General features: G+C 62.8%; 14 protein-coding genes and 1 tRNA gene. 5 read left to right on the top strand and 10 right to left on the bottom strand.

Annotated features, from left to right (window positions below; genetic code table 11):
• Positions 1–35: 35 nt before the first annotated feature.
• The 5 genes from GGR11_RS14130 to msrA form a co-directional block, all read right to left on the bottom strand.
• Positions 36–353 carry a hypothetical protein gene (locus GGR11_RS14130; RefSeq protein ID WP_183198016.1) on the bottom strand — a complete coding sequence of 106 codons (318 nt, stop codon included), beginning with the start codon at positions 351–353 and terminating at the stop codon, positions 36–38.
• Between the two features lie 131 nt (positions 354–484).
• On the bottom strand, positions 485–2,449 hold the full coding sequence (gene mdoH / locus GGR11_RS14125) for a glucans biosynthesis glucosyltransferase MdoH (protein ID WP_183198014.1): 1,965 nt from the start codon (positions 2,447–2,449) through the stop codon (positions 485–487).
• 151 nt (positions 2,450–2,600) lie between these two features.
• Positions 2,601–4,448 carry an acyltransferase family protein gene (locus GGR11_RS14120; RefSeq protein WP_343051148.1) on the bottom strand — a complete coding sequence of 616 codons (1,848 nt, stop codon included), beginning with the start codon at positions 4,446–4,448 and terminating at the stop codon, positions 2,601–2,603.
• Positions 4,449–4,533: 85 nt separating this feature from the next.
• On the bottom strand, positions 4,534–5,859 hold the full coding sequence (locus tag GGR11_RS14115; protein WP_183198010.1) for a VOC family protein: 1,326 nt from the start codon (positions 5,857–5,859) through the stop codon (positions 4,534–4,536).
• A 94-nt stretch (positions 5,860–5,953) separates the two neighbouring features.
• Complete coding sequence (gene msrA, locus GGR11_RS14110) at positions 5,954–6,604, bottom strand: peptide-methionine (S)-S-oxide reductase MsrA (protein ID WP_183198008.1); 651 nt, start codon at positions 6,602–6,604, stop codon at positions 5,954–5,956.
• Between the two features lie 139 nt (positions 6,605–6,743).
• On the opposite strand from msrA, the gene GGR11_RS14105 reads away from it, so the two are divergent.
• A tRNA-Ser gene (locus tag GGR11_RS14105) sits at positions 6,744–6,833 on the top strand.
• A 96-nt stretch (positions 6,834–6,929) separates the two neighbouring features.
• Here GGR11_RS14105 and GGR11_RS14100 read toward each other — a convergent pair.
• From GGR11_RS14100 to GGR11_RS14090, 3 genes are all read right to left on the bottom strand, one after another.
• Entirely contained in the window at positions 6,930–7,793 is an 864-nt protein-coding gene (locus GGR11_RS14100; protein ID WP_183198005.1) for a tyrosine-type recombinase/integrase, read from the bottom strand.
• A gap of 143 nt (positions 7,794–7,936) precedes the next feature.
• Entirely contained in the window at positions 7,937–8,185 is a 249-nt protein-coding gene (locus tag GGR11_RS14095) for a helix-turn-helix transcriptional regulator (protein WP_183198003.1), read from the bottom strand.
• A complete protein-coding gene (locus GGR11_RS14090; protein WP_183198001.1) occupies positions 8,182–8,832 on the bottom strand; it encodes a MerR family transcriptional regulator in 651 nt (216 codons plus the stop codon). The genes GGR11_RS14095 and GGR11_RS14090 overlap by 4 nt, the downstream gene beginning before the upstream one ends.
• A 112-nt stretch (positions 8,833–8,944) precedes the next feature.
• Here GGR11_RS14090 and GGR11_RS14085 point away from each other — a divergent pair, with 112 nt between their 5' ends.
• From GGR11_RS14085 to GGR11_RS14070, 4 genes are all read left to right on the top strand, one after another.
• Positions 8,945–9,394 (top strand): hypothetical protein, encoded by a 450-nt coding sequence (locus tag GGR11_RS14085; RefSeq protein ID WP_183197999.1) that lies wholly within the window; start codon positions 8,945–8,947, stop codon positions 9,392–9,394.
• Positions 9,395–9,396: 2 nt separating this feature from the next.
• Entirely contained in the window at positions 9,397–10,161 is a 765-nt protein-coding gene (locus GGR11_RS14080; RefSeq protein ID WP_183197997.1) for a hypothetical protein, read from the top strand.
• A gap of 344 nt (positions 10,162–10,505) precedes the next feature.
• Positions 10,506–10,682 (top strand): hypothetical protein, encoded by a 177-nt coding sequence (locus GGR11_RS14075; RefSeq protein ID WP_183197995.1) that lies wholly within the window; start codon positions 10,506–10,508, stop codon positions 10,680–10,682.
• 795 nt (positions 10,683–11,477) lie between these two features.
• Positions 11,478–11,957, top strand: coding sequence for a hypothetical protein (locus tag GGR11_RS14070; RefSeq protein ID WP_221205330.1), 480 nt, complete (start codon positions 11,478–11,480; stop codon positions 11,955–11,957).
• 220 nt (positions 11,958–12,177) lie between these two features.
• Here the strand turns inward: GGR11_RS14070 and GGR11_RS14065 are convergent, their stop codons facing one another.
• Both GGR11_RS14065 and GGR11_RS14060 read right to left on the bottom strand, forming a co-directional pair.
• Complete coding sequence (locus GGR11_RS14065) at positions 12,178–14,046, bottom strand: DUF262 domain-containing protein (protein ID WP_183197991.1); 1,869 nt, start codon at positions 14,044–14,046, stop codon at positions 12,178–12,180.
• Positions 14,047–14,113: 67 nt separating this feature from the next.
• The gene (locus tag GGR11_RS14060; RefSeq protein WP_183197989.1) at positions 14,114–15,664 is read right to left on the bottom strand and encodes an AAA family ATPase; all 1,551 of its coding nucleotides are present in this window, start codon (positions 15,662–15,664) and stop codon (positions 14,114–14,116) included.
• Positions 15,665–15,690: the final 26 nt, after the last annotated feature.

Here is a 15,690-nt window from a genome sequence, read left to right as displayed (position 1 = left end):
GGAGAGCGATCCAGGCGGCGAGCCGTTCCCCGTCTTTAGCCGACCCGGCCGACGATGGTGCGGATGGTCTCGGCCCGGGGGGGCAGGTCGGCGGCGAGGCGTGCAGCGATTTCACGCACGCCAACGGGATAGGCGTCGCCGCCCGAGGCGATGTCCTTGGCCTTTTCGGCGGCCTGGGTCAGGAGTTTCTCGAACTGCTCGATCTCTTCCAGCGCCAGGGCGTGGGCTTCGAGCTGGAGGCGTTTGACCCGTTCGCCCGTGGTCTCGGGCGCGCGCATCAGATCATAGACGGCGGCCTCGGCGCCGACGAGCCGCAGGTCGGGTTTGGAATCGGCGCCGGTCTTCTTGGTCATGGAATCGGGTCCCCAGCAGAGCTGAGGATCGAAAATGGCGGCTGCGTTCCGGCGCGTCGAGCTTGACCGTAGCGGTTATGGCGGCGCTGTGGCCGCCATGCATCGGTTTTCGCCGGCTTAAAAGCCGGGACCTACAGTTCGGGGGCGCGGGCGGGGACCATGGCCGGGGCTGCGACCGGGGCCAGGACGCCGCCGGCGACCGCCCGCAGGGGCGAGCGCGGCGTGTGCAGGACGGCCGGGTTGACGCTGACGCCGTCCTGGGCCGGGGTGACGAGGAAACCCTTGGCCGCCAGCTTGTCGCCCGAGCGGACGCGCGAGGTCCAGACCGCGATCGGGGCGGCCAGCAGCAGCGGCAGAACGATCGGGGCGAACCAGGTGGCCAGGTCGGGGCGGACGCACAGGGGCAGGATGAAGCCGACGCCGGCGACCATCTGCCAGCGCATGGCGCGGAAGGCGTCGGACCAGGCCAGGCCGTCGGCCTCGCGCTGTTGGGTGGTCCAGCCGGTGTCGTGGCCCGACAGGATCTGGATGAAGGCCTTGGTGTTGGCGACCATCAGGATGGGGGCCAGGATGGCCGACAGGGCGATCTCGGCGGCCATGCCCTTGGCGATGGCGCGACGCCCGCCGAAGGCCCGCAGCTCGGCCGGACGGCTGAGGACCAGGGCGGCGCCCATGAACTTGGGTCCGATCAGCAGGACGCCCGACAGGAAGGAGGCCAGCATGAAGGGGGTGAACTGGGGGTTCAGGATGTAGAAGAAGCTGGTCCAGTCGACCGGATAGAACATCTGGATGAACAGGCCGACCATCAGCGACGCCAGCCACAGGGGCGAGGACAGATAGGCCATGCAGCCCATGGCCAGTTGCAGGCGGCTCATCGGCGACAGGCCCTTGGCGCCGATCAGGCCCAGGTGCTGCAGATTGCCCTGGAACCAGCGGTGGTCGCGGCGGATGAAGTCGGTGATCGACGGAGGCGTCTCTTCCCAGGATCCGTCCAGGGCGGCGCTGACGTGAACGGCCCAGCCGGCGCGGCGCATCAGGGCGGCCTCAACGACGTCGTGGCTCATGATATGGCCGCCGAAGGGCTTGCGACCCTTCAGGTGGGGCAGGCCGCAGCAGGCCGCGAAGGCGCGCGTGCGGATGATGGCGTTATGGCCCCAGTAGCTGGATTCCGAACCGGTCCAGTAGGCCAGGCCCGCAGCGGCGACGCGGCCGTACAGGCGCACCGAATACTGGGATACGCGGGCGAAGATGGTGCGGGCCTTGATGATGACCGGGGCGGTCTGGATCAGGCCGATGCCGGGATTACGCTCCATGGCGTCGACCATGCGCAGCAGGGTCTCGCCGGCCATGGTGCTGTCGGCGTCCAGGACGATCATGTTTTCATAGGCGCCGCCGAAACGACGGACCCATTCGGCCAGGTTGCCGGCCTTGCGCTCGGCGTTGTCCGAACGGCGGCGGTAGAAGGATCTGCAGCCGGCCGTCAGCCGGAAGGCCTGGAAGACCGAGCGTTCGGAGGCCGCAGCCTCTTCCTTGGTCGAATCGCTCAGCACGAAGATGTCGAAGGCCGAGGCGGCGCCCAGGCGGGTCAGCGACTGGTCGATCATCGCCAGACGGGCGAAGGAGGCGCGGGCGTCCTCATTGTACAGCGGCATCAGCAGGGCTGTGCGCGTGCGCGGCAGGGCCGGATGGGGGGCGAAGGCCAGATCGGCCTGATCCTTGCCGCGCAGCATGACGGCCAGGCCCATCAGGCCGCTGACGAACCAGCAGGAGATGGCGGTGATCAGCAGCATGAAGATGCCGAAGGCCAGCATCTCGGTCGGGTCCCAGCCCTTGCGGGCGTACAGGTAGAAGGGGGTGATGGCGGACAGGCCCGTCAGGGCTACGGTGCCGGCCAGCAGCATCAGGCGACGCAGGGCGACCGTGCGCGGGGCGGTGGCCGGGGTCGTATCGGCGACGGCGTCAGGCGCGGCCAAGGATTGAACCGGCATGGCCAGCGGCGCCTCGTCAGGCAGCCAGGACCACGACGGCCCTTGAGCCGCCTGGTTCGTCGTCTCGAAATCAGCCTGTTCGACAGGCCGGATCGCCAGCTTGTTCATGCCGCTCTGGACGCCCCCGTGTTGACCGACCCCGCTTCCGAAGGCAGGAAGGGGGCGGCGCGCTGCACTGCAGCACGAGCCCTATAGTCGATCACATTCGCGCGACTTTCAATCACGCAATGTTGATATGGGCAAAAAATATCGGGAATCTTTACCCGGGTTTGACCGCCGGGGCGGCGTCAGGCAGGCGCTGCGGCAATTTCACCGCGTCCTGCAGCAGTTTACGGTCCAGAACCCAGGCCGCGATCCCCACCCAGCACACCAGAACAATGGCGTAGGCGCGCTCCCACCAGCCGACATTGTCGTCGTTGACCGTGCCGGGGAAGACGAGGTGTTTTGTAACAACCGTCAGAATCGCCATGATGACAAAAGTGGCGGCCAGGAAGATTTTCAGCCGGGGCACGTCCCGGCGCGACGCCAGCCCCCACAGCAGCAGAACCGGCGCCAACTGGATGCCCAGGGCCAGGTTGATGATCATGTGGCGCGGATCGGGCCAGGGATACAGTGTCGAGGCTGACATGCCCGCCCCGGCCAGGACGAAGACCATTGCGATCACGGCGGCGGCGATCCGCTTTTCCGTCAGGGCGTAGACGGCCAGGCCGAAGCCGATCCCCGCCAGGGCCGCCATCACCCCGGCGACGAAGACCCCGCCGTTGAAGATGATCGGCGCCGGGGCCGTCGCCCCGCCCAGTTCGCTCAGATACTGGGTGGCGTTGTCGAAACCGGGATAGGCGGCGATGGCGGCGGCCACCACCGTCAGGGCCAGAAGCGGTGCGGCCACGCCGATGGCCAGCAGACGCCGACGGCGGTGATAGCGGGCGGGCGGACGTCGCAAGGCCGCCAGGTCCACCGGCCAGGGCCGGCCGTCCAGCGGCTTCAGCCCCCACAGGGGGCGGATGGCGGGGATTCGCTTGACGACCTCGAAGACGGCGAAACTGCCCACGAAGGTGATCAGCAACAGCGACAGGGCTTCCAGCCCGACGGGCAGGCGTGCGGGCCGGATGATCCAGACGGCGGCGACCAGGATGGTCTGGTGCGCCAGATAGAGGGGGAAGGTGGCCTCGGTCAGGTATTTCAGCACCGGCCCGCCGCGCGACCGAAGATGTTTGCTGCCGAAGCCCAGGATGGCGACGATCACCGCCCACTGGTCCAGGCCATAGACCATGGCCTTGGGCACGCCCCAGAAGGCCCGGCCTCCCGGATGCCAGACCTGGGCCATCATGACCGGCAGGGCGACCGCGGCCAGACCCAGGGCGACCCAGCGATACCGCTCCATATCGCGCCAGATCGTCTCGCGCCCGACGATGCAGAAGCCGAAGACGAAGGCGCCCAGCGACAGGGCGTGATTGTACCAGTCCCAGTGCAGGATGTTCGTCACCCCGAACCAGGGGAACAGCAGGATGCGGATGGCGATCAGATAGAGGATCGGCAGGATCAGGACGCGCGGCCCCGCCAACGCCTTCTCCAGCCACGCGCCCATCTGGTCGATCAGGCCCGGCCGGCGCCATAGCAGCACGGTGACGACGCTGTAGGCGGCGATATAGACGATGAACCACAGGTGGTTGACCGGAACCCCGTCGGCCAGGCCGCTGAAGCTGAACTCATGCACCATCCAGGCGGCGAAACCGGCCAGGCCGCTGGGCCAGCCGGCCTTGTCCATCGCCTCGATCCACGACTGGATCGGCACCAGGATCACCGCGCCGAAAAGCAGGGGCGGGACCAGCCGCTCGAACCGGGCGCGGGCCACTTCGCGCGGACTGCGCCGGAAGGTCATGAACCGCAGCGCCGCCCCGGACACCAGGAACAGCAGGGTCAGCCGCCAGGGATTGGTGATGAGAATGGCTTCGCGCATCCACTCGAAAGTGTGGACGCTGTGCACGTGCCAGCCATAGACCCCGTACACCAGGCCGACATGATACAGGATCAGCAGGCCGAACGCGCCGACACGGATCCAGTCCAGATCATAGCGGCGCACGGACGGGGGGGCGGACGGGTTCACGGCCGCGTCTATGATCCGGCGGATCGGTTCAGGCAATACGGCGGATGGTCTCGGGGGCATTCCCTGAGATCAGTGCAAGCAGAACTCAAGCCGTCGCGGTCGTCAGCCCCAGCGCCTTCAGGGTCGCGGCGACCGAGGCGTCCTGCTCGGCCTGGTAAAGCGCCATTTCGTCCAGCACCAACCGGCCCAGGGCCTGTTCGAAATCGGCCTTGGCCGGGTCCACGGCATAGGCGGTCCCGCGCGCCTCGGCTCCCAGGTTGGACTGGAAGATGCCCGCCGCGCTGACGGGCAGGAAATCCTCATAGGTGATGGGTTCGGCGACCACATGGCCCAGGGCGATCAGATCCTCCAGATCGGCGGTCTCGGCGCGGGCGGCCAGGCCCTGCGGCGTGGCGCGATAGCGGAACCAGGCCAGGCCGTTCCGGCGCAGGGCGGTCCAGTCGTCAGGCAGGGCCGCGAAATCCCTGGTCGCCAGGGCCGTGTCGTACAGGGCCCGGCCGGTCGGGGTCAGGGCGCATCCCCGCTGTTCGATCTCGCCGAAACGGGCGGTGTGGACGCCGGCGACCACGGCGTCGCCCGACGGGAAGGCGATGGCCTCCTCCAGCGCCTTGAAACTGGTCTGGCGCAACAGGATGGGGCAGGCGCGGGCGGGCGGGCCCTCGATCGTTTCCTTGGGCGTGATCCCCCGTTCAGGCATGGCGGCCTGGGCGGCGTCGATGTCCAGAGTGCGCGGCGTCAGGTGGTTGATGTGCGGCCCCTTGAAACTGACCACGTCCGCGATCAGCCGGTGGGCGGCCACCAGCCGTTCATAGGTCTGTGCGCTGACCGTCGCCTGGGCGTGCCAGCGGAAGGTCTCCAGCAGTTCGGACACGAACCGGTCGGCCTGATCCTCGTCCAGGCCGCCGGCGGTCTCGGCCGTTTCGATCAGGGTCCGGGCGCACGGGGTGAAGATGTCGCGCCGGGCCAGGGCGGCGGCGGCCTCGGCCCTCAGGGCCTCGTCCTCGATCAGCTCCAGCCGCAACAGGGAGCAGAAGACCCGGAACGGATTGCGCGCCAAAGCCGCAGGCTCGACGGGACGGAAGGCGGTCGAATGAACCGGCACCCCGGCCGGGGCCAGATTGTAGTAGCTGACCGGCGCCATGCCCATGACCGCAAAGGCGCGGGCGATGGTGGCCAGTTCATCCGCCGTGCCGACGCGGATTGCGCCGTGCCGTTCTTCCGACAGGCGGGCCAGTTCGCCCGCAGCGGCCAGACGCTCGGCCCCGGTCGGATCGGCCTTCAGCACCCGCGAATTCACCTCCGACACCAAGGCTAGCAGTTCGCCGTACTGCGGCACCTCCGCCCGGTACATGGCGGACAGGGCGGCCGAGAAACGGCTGCGGATCTCATCGGGGTGGACGAAGGCGGACATGAGCGGCTCCCTGGACCTTTTCGCCGTTCCCTACGCCTGTCGGCCGCCGACGCCTAGCCGGCGGCCGCAGGACATTTCGCCCGATACCGGGTGATCAGGCCTCGACGCCGACCCCGATGGGGCAGACCACGCCGGTGCCGCCGATGCCGCAGTAGCCGGCCGGGTTCTTGGCCAGATAGCCCTGGTGATAGGCCTCGGCGTAGAAATATTCGCCCGCCGGTTCGATCTCGGTGGTGATCGTTCCACGTCCCGCCGCCGTCAGCGCTGCCTGATACGCATCGCGCGACGCCTCGGCTTCGGCCTGCTGTTCGGCGTTCAGGGTGTAGATGGCCGAGCGGTAGGTAGTGCCCACGTCATTGCCCTGGCGCATGCCCTGGGTCGGGTCGTGGTTCTCCCAAAAGGCCTTCAGCAGTTCGGCATAGGAGATAGCCTTCGGGTCGAACACCACCTTGACCACCTCGGTATGGCCGGTACGGCCGGTGCAGGTCTCTTCATAGGTCGGATTGGGGGTGATCCCGCCGGAATAGCCGGCCGAGGTCACCCAGACGCCGGGCAGGGACCAGAAGATCCGCTCCACGCCCCAGAAACAGCCCATGCCGAAAATCGCGGTCTGGAACCCGTCCGGATAGGGGCCCTGCAGCGGGTTGCCGCTGACAAAATGGTTTCCGTCGGTCGCCAGGGCCTCGGCGCGGCCGGGCAGGGCGGTCTCTGCGGTCGGCAGTTCGGCGCTTTTCTTGAACAACATCGGGGGCTCCTCGGACGAAAAATGACTTCGACGCCTATATGGGGATGTCAGAGGCGCTTGCCGAGGGGGCGAGTGTGTTCTATCAGGCCCGCCTCCCGCCGGATCGACCTCCGGCGGCGCGCAAGACGTGGCGTGAAACGGACAGGTGGCGGAGTGGTCGATCGCGCACGCTTGGAAAGCGTGTGTAGGTGAAAGCCTACCGAGGGTTCGAATCCCTCTCTGTCCGCCACCCACTTAATTTTTCCAAGCATAATCAATCTGTTAGCTCCTCATATGTCTAACCCGCATGGTCGTTGTTAGACAAGGCTGTTCTTGTTTCGTTGGCTCAGCCGATCCGCTTCATGGCGGAATCGGCGAGATTGCGTCGGCCAGCCTCGCGCGTGTAGCGCTCGACCTCCTTGAGGCTTTGGTGGCCGGTGATCGCCATGATTTCATGGGCTGAGCATCCGGCTTCCGCCAATCGGCGGGCCGCCGCTTTACGAAGGCCGTGGGCCGAGCAGTGCGGCAGGCCGGCGCGTTCCGCCGCCTTGCTCACCCAGTTTCCGAACCCCTTCTCTGTGAAGGGCTTGCCATATTTGGTCGTCAGCAGCGCCAGGTGCTCGATCTTGTGCGCCGCCAGCGAGGTTTGAAGCCGTGGGTGAAGCGGTATGTCGACCAGCTGTCCCGTCTTTTCCTGGCGCACCAGGACACGGCCGTCGCGAACCTGGTGGACGGTCATCTGACGCACGTCACCTGAGCGCTGAGCCGTGTAGAGCAGCAGGTCGAACCCAAGCCGCTCCTTGCTGCCGACGGGCCACTTGGCCTCAAAGGCGGCAACTTCCAGCTCTGTCCAGGTGTGGAAGCCCTCGCTCCTGTATCGAAGCATTCGGACGCCGCTCGTGGGGTCGGTACGAACAATCCCTCGATCCACCGCAAAGCGCATCACGGCCCGAAGCACCTTCAGCATGTTGTTGGCTGCGGCGGGCGTCGCTGCCATGGCGTCCATCTGCCCGCGAATATGCCTGGGCTCGAGGAGTGCGACCGGTTTGGCGCCGTACTTGTCGCGATAGCGGTCGAAGATGCCCTTGTAGGTTCGCTGGGTTGTCGGCCTGAGCCCGTTGAAATCGGCTGACGCGTAATAGGCGACGCCTAGCGCATGGATGGAGCCGGGCGTGCTTCGGTTTGACGCAACCGGCTCGGGTTGAGCCATGGATGCGGCGGCGTACCACGTCCACCACGCTTCCGATCCGAACGGCTCAGTCGTTTGTGACTCGGGACAGCGGACGCGCCGATATCTCCATCGGAGTTTGCCGTGTGCGTCGCGATAGCAGCTGACGTGGCTCGGCTTTTTCTTCACGCCGGTGCGTCCCAGGGATTGTCGTTGCGGTCAGGGCCATCGTCTGGAAGAGCCCAGAATGCGGTGTCCAGCGCATGCCGATCCCAGATTTTCCGAGCGTCGATCCGTTTGGGCGCCGGCATTCGGCCGTCGTGGACGAGCTGATCGAATTTGGAAACGCTGATGCCGACGTAGAGGCTGGCTTGCTCGCGGTTCAGGCCGCGGGGTTCCAGAATGGTGGGTCGCGCTGGAATGCGCCTGCTCATAGCTTGTCGAGATCCCACTCTTGCCCGATGGCTTTCAGAGCCTTTTGGGCCGCCTTATCGCCATTCACCGCAGCGTTTTGCGCCGCAGTTATGTTGTGCATCCCGGGGCCAGAGCTGACGTACCAGAGCGGCTCGCCAGCCTTCGCCGCGATACTTAATCCGATCGACCTAATGTCGATTAGAGCGATGCCGACCCGCTCATCGTCCCCCGTTAGCACTGCACGTAGGTCATCGTAGTCAGCGGCAAGTTCAAGCGGCGTATCCACCTGCCAAGATCTAATCGCATACGCATACCGAAACCGGGGTTCATCGATGAACGTTGAGCGGGGATAGACCGAGGGCTCCAGGCCATCATTATAGCCAATGGAGCCCGGGTACGTTGCAGCCCAAGCTTGTGTAGCGGTCGCTACGTCCCGCAAATCGATCGCCGGGTCGGTATGCGGTAGGCCGAGCAGCCGCATTGCATCCCTGAGCGCGACATGAACGAGGTCATCAGGCGAGAAGCGTGCCCATCCCTCGGCCTTCGATAAAAGACCTCGTTTCCGCCAGTCTCTCTGAACAGGTTGATTAACTTCGGTAATACGGCAAGCCGCTGATGCGGTGAATGACGAATTCCACAGGTGGGCTGGGGGAAAATATGCGCTCATAGGACGAAACCCTATGCACGCGATGTCCGAGCGTCAATCTCAAAAATCCAATTGTAATCTAGTTTTGTCCGTGGTGCTTAGGTGGACCACTTCCCACTATCGCAGGACGCATATGCCTATTGGCCCTAGACCTTCCCGAAAGCTGCATAAGCACCGCCTGAACCTCCGTCTGTCGGAGGAAAGTGCAGACTTCCTTCGCCGCTATTCCGCGAAGTCCCACTGCACGATCAGCGAGCTCGCCGAGCTCATCATCCGGGAATATCGCGCTACGGAGGAGAACTACTTCACCAAGAGCGCCGCCTATTTCGGCTTCGTGAACACGAGCCTGTCGCTGCTGATCGCGGCGAAGATCTTTGAGCCGGAATTGGCCCCGACGCGACCGCTCACTGAAATCAAGGAGGACATCACCAAGGGCGCAGCGGAAATGTTTGGCCTACAACCGCCGTCACCTTTCAGAAGGTTTTATCCCGATGGCGATGAACGTCTCTGGGGCCTCTACAATGCCTTTGTCGCGCATCACCTGAAGCGCGAAGACCACCTGAATTCCCTGAACGGTCGCTGACCATGCGGTCCTACGTCGTCACGAAGCGCCAGGCCACACGGTGGCTGCGCGGAGGGTTGGTGGTGGTCTGGGTCGTCGTGGCGTGGCGTACGGGGGCGACGGCGATCGGCTTTAGCCTCCGCGCATTTGAGGCCGATCTTCAGTCGCTCCTGAGCAGCGCGCCGCTCCATACCGATCCGCTTCGCCATCCCTACGGAGGGGTGGTCGAGCTCACCGCGGAGGAGCTGCGATCCGCCTATTGGATCGCGCCTCACCTCGACTGGGCCGGCCTCTGCTTCGTCCAGGGCGCTTGGCTGTCGGTTCTGATCTGGCTGGGGTCGCTCGTGTATTTGGGGCGACAAAGATCAAAGACGGATCCGCAGTTTCGTGTCCGCATCGACCGCGCCCTCGACCAATTCGAAGCGGGTGTTGCGGGCGCCGTAAACGGGTTGTTGCGTCTCGGGTCGGTCGCAGTCGTAGGGGCGCGATCAAAGGTCCTGCGGCGCCAGGGTAGGGGCCAGGGCTATGCTCCATTGCCGCCGGAGGTCTTGGTCGAAGCAACTGGACCTTTGGAGCCGGCTGCGGAGCCGCCGAGCCCTGCGCCGAGGACGGAGGTCGTCCAAACCGACACGGCCGAGGCGCCCAATCAAACCGTCCCGGAACGTTCGGAGCATGAGGGGGAGGGTATCCCTGCGGACCTTACGTCCCCGATCCCGGAAACGGCCTCGAAAGAGGTCGCGCCAAAGCCAGAGCTGGGCTACCTGCCGTCGTTTTTTACGCGCTTCTAACGCAGTGATCTGCAGCGAAGTTGGCGCCAACTTGGCGCTGCTCAAATGCATGACTTTGCTGAGCTATTCGGAATATGACGGAAACGCGACGGTGCTGGCGCCACTTTGGTGTCGGCTGCGCCCGAGTTTTTCCATTTTAAAACAAATGTTTAGGTAGGCCGCAGGTGTGCGTAAGGTGTGCATCATCCTCCACAGGATGATATTCCTAATGGTCCCCAGCTGGGGTCAGGCGTTTTTGTTGTCGGGATTCATTGTCTCGGACACAGGGCTATTGCCCCCTAGGCTGTGTTTAGGATGGCGCTCGAGACGGAATATTGGCAGCCCTACCAGTCAGGAGAACGACGATGAACGACGCCCAGCTGCATGCCCTTCAGATGAACTTTCTGCAGATGCTTTTGATGTTCTCGGTGTCCATTGTCGCGATCCTCGCCATCAAGACGGTGATCTCCAAAATGGTGCGAGCGCTGTGTGATCGAAAAGCCCGCGCCGGCGATCATGACGAGCCAAGCACGTCCTCTTGACCTAAGTCTCACGCGTCGATCCGGCTGCGGTCGTTCAGGAGGCGCGGGGCTACCGCAGCGAGGCGTGCACATCCTCCGTGCCGAAAGAACGCGCGGGCGCGATATCTACCGACACTCGGAGCCAGCCGCTAATCCGACTTGTCTTTATTCCGCCTGGTCCCACCGTTCATACCTTCGATGAGCCCTCCGATAATGGGCTTCACTAACCAGCCTATGACCAATGCCGTGACCCCACCGGCCATGAACACCAGAACATCCATCATAAGGCGCCTCCCAGCGAACCCTGTGGCTCTCGTATACCGGAACATCCGGCGCTACCAAAGCTAGGCGGCCACGCGGCCAGATGCGCACGCTTCTGAAAATCGGACTTCTCCCGGCGCCAAATGTAAGTGGCCGCTATGGAGCAACTGCACCTTAGACGCCGATAGCGGTTTGCTCAGTGCCTCTGTTCGATACGGGTCGTCTCTGTAAGTCAGCCGTTCCGCTGCCCTGCTTGAGGCTGCGCTTATCGGCCGGCGCTAATTCCAAATCTGACCACGCCAAGATTTTCGTGGCCCTTAGAGGTGCGCGAAATCGCGTCATCGGCGCATTATTTTTACGCATAACGGGAATCGCTCTAGAAAATGCAGACTTTCATCGACGAATGGTGGCGTCATGCCTCTCCTTCGAGTCGTGCAACTTATTCTTGATCGATCCGTAGCCGAAAGGAGGATCTTGGAGTTGTGCCGGCTAAATAGGGAAGGACTTCTTCGTCCTTGGGAGAGTAAATTTGCCTTGAGGGTCGAGGAGCTCTCTTTGAATGAGCCCCTATCGGTGCGTCGCGCAGCAAAGATTCTAGAAATTATTCAGGCGAGGCGGAAGATAACGTCTAATGACGGCATAACCGTTATTGAAATCATGGTCTTGTTTAAAGAAAATTTGCTCGATTTGGACCAAGACGATCAGGAATTCGTCGAGCAGTTCTGGCAAGATCCTCGGGATTACGCCCAGCTCCACGAGATCAACCGAATGCACCTCATCGCAGCTCGCCTTGGGCGGCATTTTCCCAAAATCAGGGCGGTCCGATATCAGCTCAATGAGGATGAGATTTTGGAGGTGAAAAGTCTCGTATGGGAGGAGCTCGAGCATCGGAAAAATGCGAAGCGGAGGGCATTCTACACTAGATCTTCCCCTTCGAAGACGGCTCGGCGTGGATGCGGAAATGACCTCACGGCCATGTTCGAAGCGCTCAACAAACTCGAGCTTGCTGTGATGAAATCAGTGACGTGCTCCTAAGGGCGACCTGAATCCCAGTGTTTGTCACGCTTCTCAGCGTGGTGTGAGCAACAGGTGCGGCCGCGCAGCTTTCAAGTCGCGCAGCGGGACGGCCTGTTGCTGCCAGGCTCGCGGCATAGGCAGCAGGGAGCATCGTTATGTAAGCCGGCTGAAGTGGAGAAAAGTTAGCGTTAGACTGACGGCACCAACGCCGCTAGTCGGCTGCACAAAAGGCACAGCCTCACCCGCCGCCAGCAGCGATAGTCTCAACCGCAGCTTCCCGTGACAGTGGGCCTCGCCAAACCTGCTTGGCGATCTCGAACATGGCCTCGCCGCGATGCAAGATCGATGTTTCATCCCAATGATCATAGCTATGCAGCTCTCTGTTCAGAGCTAGGCTCGCGTGTGCACGCACCGCCGGCATCTTCAGCGCGAATGGACCATTCGATACCGTCGAGTTCAGCGACTGAGTCAGCAACGTCAGATTGCCCAATTTGTTGACGGCCTGATCCCGCTCCAACTGCCTGGCAAAGTGATCCTGGTCAAACTCGCCTTCCGGCACGTGATCGAAACCGGGCACGGGCCAATGGGTGCGCCATTTGTCGGGCATCACATGCTCGATCGTCAGCTCAGACTTGATCTCGATCTCTTCGCTGAGCGCTGAGCGCTTGGCCATCTCGATAGCCTGGAGCAGGTGACGAAGACGGGGTTGGCGATTGTTCTTGTATTGATCCCGTCCCAGCCAGTTCTGCTTCCACTCCGCGTCGTTCGGCCAGCGTGTCAGATCGCTGTCGCTTATGGACAGGTGCGCTTCGAGCGCCTTCAGCGTGGGCAGTCCCGACTTCCGGATTTTGTCGAGTACATCGACGAACTGGCGATTATAGTTCTTCGTGGTCAGCCCGCAGATATCACGGCGGAGGATGTAGGCCTCGATCATGTCGAGCGCCGGCGCGAGATCACCGCCAATCTCGGCGTCGGTCGCCAGATACAGCACCAGGGGCATCGCGGTTGATACGTCAAAGGCTCGCGCGAAGCGGCCGAAGCGACCCAGAGGATCGTCTGACTTCATCTCAACAAGGCGACGGTGGGCTTCCGCGCTTCGAGAAATTGACCGGAGCTCCGCCTCGACGGTGTCAAAAGGGCGCTCGTCGAAAATCCAGCGGCGATAGCTGTCGAAAAGATTGTCGACGGATACGATCTCCGCCTTCTTCATCGACAGATGATCGACGAGCAGCCAGTCCAGCCGAGGCTTATTCTGGCGCCCCCGCGAATCTTCTATGCGCCAGAACCAGCGATCAAGCGGCAACCAGTGGTCGGCGTAGAGTTTATCGACCTTCAGTGAACCGTCTTCTTGGCCGAGGCCCTTGGCACGCTGGAAGATGAAGTTGCGCATCAGGTCGCCGGCGGTCAGATCGACGCCCCGGCTGTTCAAGGTTTCGAAGATGGTCTGCGGATCATCGCCACCCTCAAGTTCGATTGAGACCGCCGCAAGGCCGTCGCGTAGGGCCTCGAACAGCTTCTCCATTCGGAACTGGTCGAAGGCGCCATCGGCGATGACATGCTCTTCAACCCTGGCCTTGAACCAGGCATGGGCGGCGGCGGCGGGGCGTACAACGCCGTCCTCGTCTTCCGGCGCCTTACTGATCGCCGAAAGGTCCGCAGCGGGGTCAGTCATGAAAACGAAGGCGCGACGGTCCGTCAGCGTAGGCCAAAGTTTGAAGCGCTCGACCTCGGGCGTCTCCATGACGCCGTCGTTGAACAGCAGCTTGTTGATCTCCTGGGCGTAGTCCGAGCCGTGGGCGGCGGCCACATCGCGAAGCGCCGCCAACAGGATCTGGAATGTCGTGAGCCGCTGCTGACCGTCGATGACTTCGAAGGCCTGAACCTGCTTCCCGAAGGTCTTAATCTGGGCGATCACGATGGCGCCCATGAAGTGCGGCGTGGCGCTCTGGCGGTCCTCAGCCAGCCGTATCACCGCCCGCTCAATGTCCTCCCACAGCAGTTCCAACTGCGGCGACACGCTCCAGGCGTATTGCCGCTGATACAGCGGGATCAGATACCGCTTCTTGCCGTCGAACAGCTCGACGATCGACCGCGTGTAAGGTCTCATTGTGCTCCCCCGAGCGTCATTAGGATCGACATCCTCAACTACTGCGGGAAATCGTCAAGGTGGTGTGTCAGGGAAGTTGAGTTCCCAGCTCAGTGTGAAGTGCTTCGACGGCGTCGATAGCCGCTTCTATCTCACCTCTAACCAAGGTGACCGGGGTCGAGTGCGCGAAGGCGTTAAGAACGACACGTCTAGCCGCTTCGACAGTGGCGATGCGCGGATCCAGAGCGACTTTCTGGGGGGCTCGCCTCGGGTCCGCAAGCCAAGTCTTCAGGCCTTGGAGCAGGTCTTGTGTCGTCAGATAGCGAGGGTCCGACCTGAAAGCGATGGGCACGCTCTTTCGGTCGCATACCTTCTTGAGTGCCTGTTCAAACGCCATGCGAGCATGGACCGCAGCAGCCTTTTCATGGTGAGCGACAAGGAAGCTTCGAGCGGTTCCAATATTCCCTAACACCGGGTCGAAATTATCCAGCGGTCGAAGCACAGGATGCGTCCCGCCAGAAGCGTCGACGCCCTCGAAAATCTCAATCCCGGCCCACCCGCCGTCACCCGTGGGAGGAAGAGTTGCGCGTGCCATCTCGAACCAGACGCGATCGTGTGTCAGCAGAACGATCTGCCAGTCAGAGAACTCGGCCTGCAGCAGCCTTAAAACGGGAAGCCGATTGGATTGGTCCAGACCGATTAGGACATCGTCCAAGACCAAAAGTTTGGGTGCCGTCGCCTGCATGGTTGCCGCCATGATGGTACGACCGGCCAGATATAGTGCCAAGGCCAGGCCTGATTGACGCGCTTCGTTCAGAAACTGATGCGGCTCGTCGATCGTCACAGTCCGTTGCGTCAGCGTGAAAAAGATCTCCTGACCCTGGATTGATCGGTCGGCCAAGGGGGAGGACCAGGGCACGGACAGGTGCGAGAAGCTGAAAGTTTCGATCTCCAGATCGCTCCAATCCAGCGCTCTGAGAAGTCGATTGGTCTCAATCCTGAGAGGCTCAAGCATTAGATCGATTGCGCTGTTTACTGCGTCCAACTGATCATTGATCGCGGTTACCCTGCTGGGCGCATGCCTCAAGGCAAACTTCGAGACGACGGCCTGCCAGAGGTCAATCAAACGCTCTTGGGTACCGCCGATCGGGACGGCCATGTCTCGAGCGATGACGGATGTAAACGCGTCGAACAGGTTGATCCGCCCGCCCAGGTGTCGATAGTTCACGGCGAGCAGGGACCGGTAGTCTAGCATGGCCTTGCCGTATGCTGCTTCGACCACGAATGTCGTGCCCGTCTGGTCGAGGGGATGGCTAGCCTCCGTCCAGCTGATCGGCTGAATCGTTCCCGCAGGCGCGTCCATGAACTGCACGGAAATCAGCGTATCTGCGGGAGGCAGTCCGCTGAATACGTTTGTTTCCCGCTGGATGAGGGCCTGTCGACTCAGAGCGTCGGGCTCAGCCACGGAAAACAGCTGGTCTAAGGCGTGGAAGATAGAGGATTTCCCTGAGCCGTTCTCGCCGTAGATCAACAGATTCTTGCCGCCAAAACGGATCTCGGGATTCCCCAGCCCTGGGAAGCCACGAAAGTTCTGGATCGAGAGTCGGTCGATCCGGGGACGAGGCGGAATTGCGGCCACGATTGGAGCGGGTGCAGTAGGTGGTA

It is taken from the genome of Brevundimonas mediterranea (genome assembly GCF_014196125.1).
Lineage (GTDB): Bacteria > Pseudomonadota > Alphaproteobacteria > Caulobacterales > Caulobacteraceae > Brevundimonas > Brevundimonas mediterranea.
This window is presented reverse-complemented; position numbering and strand designations above follow the sequence as displayed.